Annotated in this window: 11 protein-coding genes; 9 read left to right on the top strand and 2 right to left on the bottom strand. The window is 60.9% G+C overall.

Features of this window, described 5'->3' with window-relative positions:
- The first annotated feature begins 57 nt into the window (after window positions 1-57).
- Both egtD and KP004_RS12250 read left to right on the top strand, forming a co-directional pair.
- On the top strand, window positions 58-1128 hold the full coding sequence (gene egtD / locus KP004_RS12255; protein WP_216798823.1) for an L-histidine N(alpha)-methyltransferase: 1071 nt from the start codon (window positions 58-60) through the stop codon (window positions 1126-1128).
- Complete coding sequence (locus KP004_RS12250; protein ID WP_216798822.1) at window positions 1125-4532, top strand: IscS subfamily cysteine desulfurase; 3408 nt, start codon at window positions 1125-1127, stop codon at window positions 4530-4532. The genes egtD and KP004_RS12250 overlap by 4 nt, the downstream gene beginning before the upstream one ends.
- A 12-nt stretch (window positions 4533-4544) precedes the next feature.
- Here the strand turns inward: KP004_RS12250 and KP004_RS12245 are convergent, their stop codons facing one another.
- Together KP004_RS12245 and KP004_RS12240 are read right to left on the bottom strand one after the other, a co-directional pair.
- Window positions 4545-4844 carry a PQ-loop domain-containing transporter gene (locus tag KP004_RS12245; protein ID WP_216798821.1) on the bottom strand — a complete coding sequence of 100 codons (300 nt, stop codon included), beginning with the start codon at window positions 4842-4844 and terminating at the stop codon, window positions 4545-4547.
- Between the two features lie 109 nt (window positions 4845-4953).
- Window positions 4954-5364, bottom strand: coding sequence for a c-type cytochrome (locus tag KP004_RS12240; RefSeq protein ID WP_216798820.1), 411 nt, complete (start codon window positions 5362-5364; stop codon window positions 4954-4956).
- 170 nt (window positions 5365-5534) lie between these two features.
- Between KP004_RS12240 and KP004_RS12235 the strand changes: the two genes are divergently transcribed.
- The 7 genes from KP004_RS12235 (at window position 5535) to feoB (ending at window position 11649) form a co-directional block, all read left to right on the top strand.
- Window positions 5535-5858, top strand: coding sequence for a hypothetical protein (locus KP004_RS12235; protein WP_216798819.1), 324 nt, complete (start codon window positions 5535-5537; stop codon window positions 5856-5858).
- The gene (locus KP004_RS12230; protein WP_216798818.1) at window positions 5855-6808 is read left to right on the top strand and encodes a DUF4123 domain-containing protein; all 954 of its coding nucleotides are present in this window, start codon (window positions 5855-5857) and stop codon (window positions 6806-6808) included. Before KP004_RS12235 ends, KP004_RS12230 begins: the two co-directional genes overlap by 4 nt.
- Before the next feature lie 59 nt (window positions 6809-6867).
- Window positions 6868-8070, top strand: a complete 1203-nt coding sequence (locus KP004_RS12225) for a Tle-like phospholipase domain-containing protein (RefSeq protein ID WP_216798817.1) — start codon at window positions 6868-6870, stop codon at window positions 8068-8070.
- A gap of 17 nt (window positions 8071-8087) precedes the next feature.
- A complete protein-coding gene (locus tag KP004_RS12220) occupies window positions 8088-8840 on the top strand; it encodes an ankyrin repeat domain-containing protein (RefSeq protein ID WP_216798816.1) in 753 nt (250 codons plus the stop codon).
- A gap of 196 nt (window positions 8841-9036) precedes the next feature.
- Complete coding sequence (locus tag KP004_RS12215; RefSeq protein ID WP_216798815.1) at window positions 9037-9468, top strand: Fur family transcriptional regulator; 432 nt, start codon at window positions 9037-9039, stop codon at window positions 9466-9468.
- A 27-nt stretch (window positions 9469-9495) separates the two neighbouring features.
- Window positions 9496-9639: a hypothetical protein gene (locus KP004_RS12210; RefSeq protein ID WP_216798814.1), complete on the top strand. Its 144-nt coding sequence runs from the start codon at window positions 9496-9498 to the stop codon at window positions 9637-9639.
- An 18-nt stretch (window positions 9640-9657) separates the two neighbouring features.
- Window positions 9658-11649, top strand: a complete 1992-nt coding sequence (gene feoB, locus KP004_RS12205; RefSeq protein ID WP_216798813.1) for a ferrous iron transport protein B — start codon at window positions 9658-9660, stop codon at window positions 11647-11649.
- The last annotated feature ends 69 nt before the right edge of the window (window positions 11650-11718 follow it).

Here is an 11718-nt window from a genome sequence, read left to right as displayed (position 1 = left end):
TAGTTATTTATAATCTTTTGATCTTTTTGCAAGTGATAATGAACCAAGGAGGGAGTCATGGATGCTTTTTTCGCCTCGCCCGAGTCGCATCTTTGCCGCAACCTGCGCGAGGCGTGTCTGAAACGCACCCCCGCCATCGTGCAACCTGCGCTTAGTTCCGATCCCATAGAAGATTTCGCCAACGCCTGTGTGCGCGGCTTCCGCTCCGACCCGCGCCGTCTCGAAAGCCGCTTTCTTTACGACGCCGAGGGGAGTGCCCTTTTCGAGGAGATCACCCGGCAGCCCGAATACTATCTCACCCGCACCGAGTCATCGATACTGGCCGCCCGTGCCGCAGAAATCCGGGAGCTGACCGGCCCCCTCCGCATACTGGAACTAGGGTCGGGGAGCTCCCAGAAGACGGACCACCTGCTGCGGGCCTGGCTGGAGCAGGAAGGACCGACCCGGTACTACCCGGTCGACGTCAGTGCCGCCTCCCTTTGCGCCGCCTGCGAGCGGGTCGGCTCCACGTACCCGGCGGTCGAGGTGGTCGGGGTCCAGTGCCAGTACCGGGAGTCTTTTCCTCTTTTGGCGCAGCTCTCCCCGGTGCTGGTCGCCTTTTTGGGGAGCAGCATCGGCAACTTCACCCCCGAAGAGATGTCGTGCTTCGTCCGCGCGCTGGCCGCAGCGCTGCGCCCCGGCGACTTCTTCCTCCTGGGCCTCGACCTGGTCAAGGAACGGTCACTGCTGGAGTCGGCCTATAATGACGAGGCCGGGGTCACGGCGCGCTTCACACGGAACCTCTTCGCCCGGATGAACCGGGAACTGGGCTCCGCCATCGACCTCGATGCCATCGAGCACGCAGCGTGGTACCGCCGGGACCAGGAGCTGGTGGAGATCTCGGCGCGTTTCACCCGGGCGCAGAGCTTCCGGCTGACCCCTCCGGGAAAGACCATCACCATCGGGCAGGGGGAACTGGTCCAGACCGAGATCAGCAGGAAGTTCCGGCTGGATCGGGTGGTCCCGGACCTGGAGCGCTGCGGCTTCAGCGTGGAAAGGGTGTTCACCGACGAGCGGCGCTGGTTCGCACTCCTGCTGCTGCGCCGTCGCCCCATTTATTCGCTCCGCAAGCCCAGGAGGCAGCTATGACCGGGGAGGGCGTGGAGCAGCGCGATGGACTCTGCGGCATCTGCCCGGCCGGCTGTTTCGTCACCGCGACCCTCCGGGACGGCAGGCTCGTCGGCGTGGAGCCTCGGGCGGGAACTCCCTTGGGGATGCTCTGCCGCATCGGGCGTCATTCGCCTCAGATCGTGCACGATCCTGACCGGCTGCTCTACCCGTTGCGCCGTCGGGGGCCTAAGGGCGGGTACGACTTCGAGCGCATCACCTGGGACGAAGCCTTCGACATCATCGTGACCCGGCTGGAGGATCTCAAAAAGGATCGCGGCCCGGAAACGGCGGCGATCTACACCGGCCGGGGCAGCTTCGACATGGCCCTGTGCGACCTGTTTCAGCCCGCCGACGCGGCGGTCTCCTCCGCCTCCAGCGTCCTCTTTCCGTTCGGTTCCCCCAACACGCTCGGCGTGGGAGCCCTCTGCTACGTCTCCTTCGCGATGATCGCCCCGCACGTCACCATGGGTGAGATGCTGACCACCATGGAGACGGACCTGGAACAGGCGGAGCTGATCGTCCTTTGGGGGGCGAACCCCGCAACCGACTCTCCTCCCCTGGCGCACCGCCAGATACTTCAGGCACGGGAGCGCGGCGCCCGCGTCGTGGCCATTGACCCGCGCCGGGGCGAGACGGCGCGCGAGGCCGAGGCGTTGTGGATCCCGATCCGGCCGGGTACCGACGGGGCGCTGGCCCTGTCGCTGATCGACGTCCTGGTGGAGGAGGAGCTCTACGACGAGCGCTTTGCCAGGGAGTGGACCGTGGGGTTCGAGGAACTTTGCGCCCTGGCGCAGCACTACCGCCCGGAGTCGGCCCAGGCCGTCACCGGGATCCCCGCCGGGACCATTCGCGAGCTGGCGCGGCAGCTGGCCGCCGCCCGCGGCGCCGTGCCGGTGATGTACTCCGGACTGGAGTATTCGGACAGCGGCGTCCAGGCCATCCGTGCCGTGTTTATCCTCTTCGCCCTGGCGGGACAGCTGGACGTTCCCGGCGGGCTTCTGTTCCGCATGAAGGAGAACATCTTCCCGCAGAACCGGTCAGGCCTGATCGCCAACCCCGACATGAAGCGCGCGCTGGGGCGTGACCGTTTCCCGGTCTACAGCTCCTACCGCGGGGAGTCGCACGCCTCGGTCCTCCCCGAGGCGGTCCTGGAGGGAAAGCCATACCCGATCCGCGCCCTGATCGTACTCGGAGGCTCGCTGATCACGGCCTGGCCCGACCCGGAACTCTGGCGCCGGACCCTGGGCACGCTCGACTTTCTGGTTACCATCAACCGCTACCACACCGCCGATTCCGCCTACGCCGACATCGTCCTCCCGGCGACCACCTACTACGAAAACGTCTCCTACATGCGCTACGGTCCGCTGTTCAAGGTGAGGGAACGCCTGGTTGTGCCGCAGGGGGAAGCGCGCAACGACTTCTTCATCCAGGCTGAGCTCGCCAGACGGCTGGGCTACGGCGGGCTCTACCCGCAAAGCGAAGAAGAACTGCTCCGGTTCGCGCTCGAGGGTACCGGCTTCACCCTCGAAGAGGTGATGGCCGCGGGGGGAGAAGCGCGCGTGCCGACCGTGATGATGCAGTACAGGAAGTGGGAGAAGGGGCTGCTGCGCCCGGACGGCAGGCCAGGTTTCAACACCCCCAGCGGCAAGTTCGAGATCGCCTCCTCCATCCTGGCCGAGCACGGTTATCCGTCGCTGCCGGTCTACACCGAGCCCGGGGAGGGACCGTTGGCGGATCCGGTGCTGGCACGGGATTACCCGCTCGTGTTCAACTCAGGCGCGCGCAACCTGCACGACTTCCGCACCCAGCACCACGGCGTGGCCGACCTCTCCGACCCGTTGCCCGAGCCGCCGGTAACCTTGAACGCGGAAGACGCCGCCGAGCACGGTGTGGCCGACGGGGAGCGGGTCTGGGTGGAGACGCCGCGGGGGAGGGCGCTCTTTCGTGCCCAGGTGACCGAGGATATCGCGCGCGGCTGTATCGACGCGGCGATGGGAGGGGGAGGGCCGCTCGGGCCGAAGGCCTGGCGTGAGTGCAACGTGAACCAGCTCACCGACCCGAACCGCTTCGACCCCGTCTCCGGATTCCCGGTGTACAAGACCCTGCTCTGCCGGATCGTGAAAGAGGAAGCGCAGGAGGGGCGCGCCGCATCGACAGCGGTGCCGTCTCCCTGCAGTTACACCGCCCAAACCGTGCGGCGCCTCGAGTCATCACCGCAGCGCCTGGTCTATCTGGACCACAACGCGACCACCCCGGTGCACGCCGAGGTACGCGAGGCGATGCTCCCTTTTCTCGCCGAGGAGTTCGGCAATCCCTCCAGCATCCACGGTGCGGGTAATCGCGCCCGCAGCGCCCTCGACGCAGCCCGGCGGACCCTCGCGTTGGCACTGAACTGCACGGCGCGCCGCATCGTATTTACCGGCGGCGGTTCCGAGGCGGACAACCTCGCCATCCGCGGCGCGGCACTGGCCGGCGACGGCTCCAGGCGTCACCTCATCACCAGCAGCGTAGAGCACCCGGCCGTGCTCAACACCTGCCGGGCCCTGGAGGGGGGCGGCTACCGGCTCACGGTGCTCCCCGTGGATGCGGAAGGGGTGCTGCGTCCGGAAACCCTGGAGCGGGCCCTGGAGCCGGACACGCTGCTGGTCTCGGTGATGCTGGCCAACAACGAGACCGGGGCGCTGCAGCCGGTGGCGGAACTCGCCGACCTCGCCCATCGTCACGGGGCGCTCTTCCACTGCGACGCGGTGCAGGCCCTGGGGAAGCTGGAGCTGGACGTGGAAAAGCTGGGCGTGGATCTGTTGACCATTTCCTCGCACAAGGTGCATGGCCCCAAGGGGGTGGGGGCGCTCTACCTGGGGCGGGATGTGCGTCTTGCGCCGATCATAACGGGAGGGGGACAGGAGCGGGGGCTGCGGGCCGGAACCGAGAACGTCCCCGGCATCGTCGGCTTTGCCAAGGCCGTGGAGCTCGCCCTGCAGAAACTGCATGCCGGGGAGCCGGCTCGCCTGGCGGAACTGCGCGATCGCCTGGAACGGGGGATCCTCGGGCTGCTTCCGGGCGCACGACGCAACGGGCCGGCATTGCAGCGCCTCCCCAACACGCTCAACATGCACCTCCCCGGCATACGGGGCGAGTCGCTGGTGCTGCATCTGGACCGGCAGGGGATCGCGCTGTCGTCGGGGTCCGCCTGCAAGTCGGGGAACCCCGACCCGTCCCACGCGCTGCTCGCCATGGGGCTCACGCCGCAGCAGGCGCACTGCTCGGTGCGCTTTTCGCTGGGGTGGTCGAACACGGAGGAGGAAATGGACTACGTGCTGGCCTGCCTGGGAGACCTGCTGCGCGAGACCGCAGAATCGGTCCGGTTCGTTCCCTGCCGCTGAAGCGGAGCAGGATCAGCAGGTGGAGGAATCGCGCCGTGAGGCGATGCGGCTGGCAACGACGATTAGGAAAAGCGCGCCGGAGCCGACGGTGTTGCCGATGCTCACCGCGGTGAAGATGTGATCGTGCACCAGCAAAGAGGCGTAGAGGGCGGTGATGAAGGAGCCGATGCACCAGCCGCCGAAGGTGACCGGTGAAAGGGAAAGGGCATGGTTGCGATCGCTCCATGCCCTCGTTATTTGTGGCAGGTACAAAAGGACCGCGACGAACCCGTTTGCCGCGTAGAGGGATTTGAGCGCAGGTAGAAAAGTCATCGGGGACAGCTTACTACATCGGTGCCGCGGGGGAGGTGAACTGCATCACAAAGGAAGGGCGGAAGGGGCGTCGGTGAGGGCGTTTGCACCCCCACCGACTTGATCAGGATCAGGGGAAGGTGGACAGGATGTACTGGCCGATTTTCTTGGCGTCGTCGTTGGAGATCATCCCCTCGTCGAACTTGTTCATGCCCGGGCCGGGGTGGCGCATGATCTTGACGATGTCCTCCGGCTTGGTGATCTTGCTTCGGTCGGCCATGGCTTTGGCGCTCAAGGTTTTCGACGGGGTGATGGTGTTGCCGCCGTTGGGGTGGCAGACCGCGCAATGCTGCTTGAAGAGCTGTTCTCCGGTGAGCCCGGTCGCCGACGGAGCCGGCGGAGCGTTTGTCGTTGCCGACTTGGCGGTCGAAACCACACTTTGTGGAGGTTGTGCCTGCTCCTCGCTCTTCTTCTTGCACCCTGTCACGCCGCCGGTTATCAGTGCCAAAATTGCCATAGTTACCACCAAACGCCTCTGCATGTGACACCTCCTGTTAGAGTTTATTCATCCGGCGAGTATACCAGAGAAACGAAACCGCGCCGGAATACCTGCGATTTTCATCGCTGCATTTTCAAAGCGCTGTTTGACTTCGTATTTGACGATGCTAATGTTAAGCGTTCCGCCATTCTGGACTACCGGAGGAGCCGGATATGAAGAAGACTCCGATCGCGATTGCGTTGCTGCTCTTGAGTCAAGTCGCGCTCTCCTGTGCGGGAGACGGAGAACTGGTGCATCGGGGCAACGGCAAGTTCCTCCCCGACCAGCGTGATGTAGAGGTCAGCCCGACGCAGGAAAACGCCTGTGACTGCTGCCAGAAATGCAAAGCGGCAAAGAAGGATATGAAACCGCACCTGGAAGAGGACACCAGCAAGGAAACCGGTTGTGAGGCGTGTTGCCGCAAATGTGGCCGTCCCGTGCAACCGCTCCCCGAGGACATCCCACCCGAGATCACCAACAAGCCTGCACCCAAATGATCCCCACTGGCGATCTGAACGCACTGAAAGGACAGCTGTTCTGTCTGGACAGTGCCACGGTCTTCGCCGTCCTCGATGGCGCTTCAGTTCCGAACCTCCCGGCATCTTTGGACCTGTATCGTCCCGAGCACACCTGCCTCTTGCGCGGCGTGGTGAGCCCGGACATGGTGCACGTCGCCCCTTACCTTGTCGCGCTCGAACGCAACGCACCCTTTACTGACTGGCTGTTGCTGAACGGGTGGGGGAAGAACTGGGGTATCTTTGGTATCTCCCGGCGCGACCTGCGCGCCTTGAAAAGGCACTTCAGGAGGTGGGTTCACATCGAGCATGACGGGAGACCGATGTATTTCCGCTTTTACGATCCCACCGTGCTTCGCAACTATCTCCCGACATGTAACGCTGAGGAACTGAGCACTTTCTTCGGTCCAGTGAGGTTGTTTCTTTTCGAAGATGAGGACCCCGAAACCGTACACTTGTTCCTTCTGCGGCAGAATGTGCTGCAACTACGAGTGGTGCCTCTTCGGGACAGTGCTGAAAGAGGTATGGCAGATGAATTGGCCGATTCATTCGCAGTAGAGCCTTCAAGAGAACCAACGGGCACGCCAGCTTTAAGGCCGGAGCAGCTCAAACAGTTGGGACAGAGCATCTACGTGGCTCGCATGCGTCGTTATCTGCAAGACGTTTTCCCTGAAACAAAGGCGATGCCGCGCAAGACGCTGGAGCAGTTGATCGAGGAACTGACCGAGCGGGCCACCGGATACAAACTGGTGCTGGAAACACACGTCGCCCCCTTCATCGTAGCGGCCCTGATCCTGGGGATGAACTTCGAGGACAAGTACCCGGTCGCTCAGGAAGTCCTTCTTGATTACGAGATGGACTGCGGTCGCAAAACAGAGTGGCTTTGGGACTTCATCGAGGTAACGGCCGTGGGGAGTGAAGATAGGCAATAGCACCGCCACACACCTGCAGCTTGATACCCCGCGAGGCAGTTATGGAAGGAGACGGAAGTATGCTGGATGGGCTATTTGACCGCATAGGCAGCGCGGCAAGAAACGGTTCCGACTATGCCGGGATGGTTGCCAAAGCGGCCGGAGAAAAAGTGGCACATACCTTATCCGAGGCGAAGAGCCGTGCGGCGAAGCAACTTTTTGCCAAGCCCGCCGGAGCCGCGATCGAGCCCTGTCCCAAAAACAAGAAAGCCGAGCGGGTCGCAGAAAGAAAGGCGAAACTCGCAGCGGGTAAGGAACGGCTGCAAGCGATGCCACCGGGAAGGCAGCGGGACGCCCTGGCGCAGGCGACGGAACGCTTCGAGCGCAACAACGTTGCAGTTGAGCGGGCGCGGTTGGCCGAGGACGCCTACAAGGTGGGGCAAGGGGAACCGCCGGAAGGGTGGGAGAGGGTATCTGCAACGGATTTAAAAAAACTGGGAATGACAAAAGAACTCTTTCCGCAGCTTCGCAAGACTTTCCGTGCCTCCGAATACCGTGATGGCTACTATCCTGAACTGTCCAAAAGTAAAGCCAGCATTTTCGGTGAGGAAAGGTACGTGCTTGCCTTCCGGGGCACACAAGGAATCAAAGACGGAGCCGCTGATGTGATACAAGCTTTTGGAGGGGAAACCGACCAGTATTCACGAGCGGTGAGAACCGCTCAAAAGTTGAAGAGGGTTTTAGGCAGCCGTCTGGACATTACCGGCCATTCAATGGGGGGAGGTATGGCTACGCTAGCAGGAATTGTGACAGACTCGCCGGTTTGGGCCATTGATCCCGCAGGCGTACATCCAGCAACTCTCGAACGAGTTGGCGTCCGGTATAGTAACGAGGTGGCAAATAAAAGAATAAATAACTATGTAGCAGAAGGAGAAATTTTAGATTGTATTCAACAGCCGGCAGTTCAGCGTACGGCTATGGCAGGACTGATGTTTACTACTCCTGTAGGAGGTGTAGCACTTACTACTGTCGGTCGTCGCGCTGTCTTTGAAGAGGGGGTACTGACCTATGGCGCCAGAGGGCCCATTCACAGGATAAAAATTCTTTCAAACGCAAAAGAAATTTCGTCAAACAATCAGGAGCAAGGGGTCTATCCTGGTCTGGCGGAGAGACTCAATAACCGTCTTAATCCCATCCAGAAGATTGAGTTGCACGATGTGACTTATGTGATAGCAGGTATCGAACAGCAAAAGGCAGATGACCTCCAGGTGATGGAACGATGACAGGATGAGGAGGCTAAATGCGTAAAATAACTGCTGCCGCCACCGTACTACTTTTGTTAATTTTAACAGTCTACAGCAAAGGGGGGCATATGAGGGAAATAGATTATTCCGAGGACTTTTCTTCACCCAAAGAAAAAGAGCTGATCTCTGCAATTATGGATGGCGATATCGTAACCCTCAGAAGACTGGCCGCAGAAGGGGGAAATCTAAATGCAGTAGGGGCTTACGAGAACACCCCTCTGAGGACGGCTTTGATGTTAGGTCAAAAAAGTGCCGTTAAAGCCCTTCTCCAGTTGGGAGTAAACCCCAACTTAAAGACTCCAGAAGGGGTTGCTGCTGCTGATGTTGTTGTGACATTCCAGAGAGACCCGGCTTTCCTTGAATTGCTTTTTGAGTATGGGCTTGATCCGGATTTAACAAGTGAGAATGTTCCATTAATATTTTTTGCAGTGTCGGAAGGGCTATGGCGACAATACAACATGCTTTTGGCCAAGGGGGCCGATATTAACTCGCGCAATGAAAATGGTTCCTCCCTGCTTCTAGACTTGGTTATGCAGATGGAGTATGACCGGGCAAAGGATCTGCTCCTCAAAGGCGCTGACTTCCGCGTAAAGAGCATGCACGGGTTGAACGTGTTGGACGAACTGGTCGATTATCAGCGGCGGTTTTGCAGTGACCCCGACCTTCCCGACTGTCACAAGCGCGCCGAACTGCTGCGAATGTTGCAAGAGCGGGGTGCATCGGTTCCTCCTGGACTGCCGTGCATGTAACACCACTTCCACTTTTCTCCCTGCTTCAGATATCTAGTTACTTGCGATAGCCGCTCCGACTGCTGAGTGACTTGGTTCACTCTCCCTTCCCGGGGGCTGACACAGACTCCTCCCCATTTCCTTCAGTTCCCCAAAAAAGAGTTGACAGTGACTGTGCCGGTCGCTATCATGACATCCACTTTCAATTGGGGTTGTCATGAAACGAGCCAAGAAAAAAGCTTTCGCCGACTTCATGTCCCAGAGGGGACTCAAGTCGACCAAACAGCGCGACATCATCCTCGACAGTTTCCTCTCCAGCGACAGGCATCTGAGCATCGAGGAGCTGTATCTGAAGCTCAGATCCAAAAACCCGAACATCGGCTACGCCACCGTGTATCGCACCCTCAAGCTCTTCGCGGAGGCCGGCATCGCCCGCGAAATGCAGTTCGGCGACGGCCAGACCCGTTACGAGCACGTAAGCGAAGGGGAGCACCACGACCACCTGGTCTGCACCCGTTGCGGCCACATCGAAGAATTCGAAAACGAGACCATCGAAAAACTGCAGGACGAGGTGGCCAACAGCCGTGGCTTTCTGATCGAGCGGCATCGCCTCGAAATTTACGGCCTCTGTGCCAACTGCAGGAAGTAACAAAGGCTTTTAACAGTGATACAAGGGATGAACAGGATGGAGGCCGAGGCAAAGGCTTCCGTCAAAATCCCTTTTATCCCCTTTATCCCTGTTAATAGCCTTTTGCTGGAAAAAAATCCCGCCATCATGAAAGTGACATTCATTGGCATTTCATTGGCAAACGAACGTTAAAAAGAGGTAGGTAGAGTCATGTCATTTTTCGGTAAGAAGGGTTCCTGTCACGAAACACCCACCGTCAGCAGCACCGGCGCCAAGAAAGTGGCCCTGGTCGGGAATCCCAACGTCGGCAAAAGCGTGCTCTTCAACGCGCTGACCGGCGCTTACGTAACCGTCTCCAACTACCCCGGCACGTCGGTCGAGGTCTCCCGCGGCACCACCGCGATCAACGGCGAGGAGTTCGAGATTATCGACACCCCTGGCATGTACTCCATCCTCCCCATCACCGAGGAGGAGCGGGTCGCCCGCGAAATCCTGCTTAACGAGCGGCCGCACCTGGTGCTGCACGTGCTTGACGCGCGCAACCTGGAGCGGATGCTCCCCATGACGCTGCAGCTGATCGAGGCGGAACTTCCGGTGGTGCTGGTGGTGAACATCATGGACGAGGCGGCCCGCATGGGGCTGGAGATCGACATCCCGCTGCTGTCACAGCGTCTCGGCATTCCGGTGATCGGCGCGGCTACCGCCAAGAAGGTCGGCCTTCCCGAGATCAGGGCCGCCATCGCCGGCTCCACCGCGAGCACCATCCCCCCCTTCGGGTACTCCCGCCTCATGGAAGGGGACATCGCCGAGATCTCCGGCTGCCTGAAAGGCGATTACATCCTTTCCAAGAAGTCGCTGGCGCTGCTCCTCTTGCAGGGGGACACCGAGGTGGCGGACCTGGTGCGCGCAAGCGAGGGGGACGGCTTCGGCGTGGTCGAGGCGGCGGTCAGGGAAAAGCGCTTCGAGCGCAGGGAATCCTTCCATCTCGACCTCTCCATGGAGCGCAAGACGATCGTCAAGAAGGTCCTGGACGGCGCCTTCAGGACCCCGCAGAAGCGGGTGGTCACCCTGGCCGAGCGCATCTCGCGCCTGACCGTGCGCCCGACCACCGGAGTGCCGCTGCTCCTCATCGTGCTCTACTTCGGCCTGTACCAGTTCGTGGGTGTCTTCGGCGCCGGAACCCTGGTCGACGTCCTGGAAGGGAAGGGGTTCGAGGAGTATTTCAACCCGTGGATCACCGAGGTCGTCAAGGGGAACGTCCCCTGGCCCATCATCCAGGAGCTCTTCGTCGGCGAATACGGCATCATCACCCTGGGCTTTCGCTACGCCGTCGGCATCATCCTTCCCATCGTGGCCACCTTCTTCCTCTTCTTCTCGGTTCTGGAGGATAGCGGCTACTTCCCGCGCCTGGCGCTCCTGGTGGACCGGGTCTTCAAGACCATGGGGCTCACCGGCCGCGCCGTCATTCCCATGGTGCTCGGTTTCGGCTGCGACACCATGGCCACCATGGTGACCCGGACCCTGGAGACGGTGCGCGAGCGCGTCATCGCGACGATATTGCTGGCGCTGGCGATCCCCTGCTCGGCGCAGTTGGGGGTGATCATGTCGCTTCTCTCCAAGACCCCCGGTGCGCTTTTGGTCTGGGGGCTGTGCCTGTTCGGCATCTTCCTGCTGGTCGGTCTCTTGGCGTCCAAGGTGCTGCCCGGGGACACCCCGATGTTCTACATGGAGATCCCGCCCATGCGGCTGCCGCAGTTCTCCAACGTTTTGACCAAGACCTACACCCGCATGCAGTGGTACTTCATGGAGATCCTGCCGCTGTTCATCCTGGCCTCGGTACTTTTGTGGCTGGGTAAGGTGACCCATTTCTTCGAGAAGATGATCGAGGCGATGACCCCGGTCATGGCCTCCCTGGGGCTGCCCAAGGAGAGTGCGGTGGCGTTCATCTTCGGCTTCTTCCGCCGTGACTACGGTGCTGCCGGCCTCTACGATCTGCAGAGCAAGGGGCTGATGGACGCGCGCCAGTTGACCGTCGCCGCCGTGACCCTGACACTGTTCATCCCCTGCGTGGCGCAGTTCCTGATCATGAAGAAGGAGCGGGGCTGGAAGGTGGCCATCAGCATCGGCCTGTTCGTTTCCACCTTTGCCTTCGGCACCGGTTGGCTGTTGAACCGTGCCCTGCTCCTGACCAACATCCTGTAAGGAGACACCTAAAACCGATTCAAACAGGGATAAAGGGGATAAAAGGGATAAAGGCCTATAAATCGTTTC

This window comes from Geomonas oryzisoli (assembly GCF_018986915.1).
Lineage (GTDB): Bacteria > Desulfobacterota > Desulfuromonadia > Geobacterales > Geobacteraceae > Geomonas > Geomonas oryzisoli.
The sequence above is the reverse complement of the archived record's forward strand: the minus strand, read 5'-3'. Positions and strand labels throughout refer to the sequence as shown.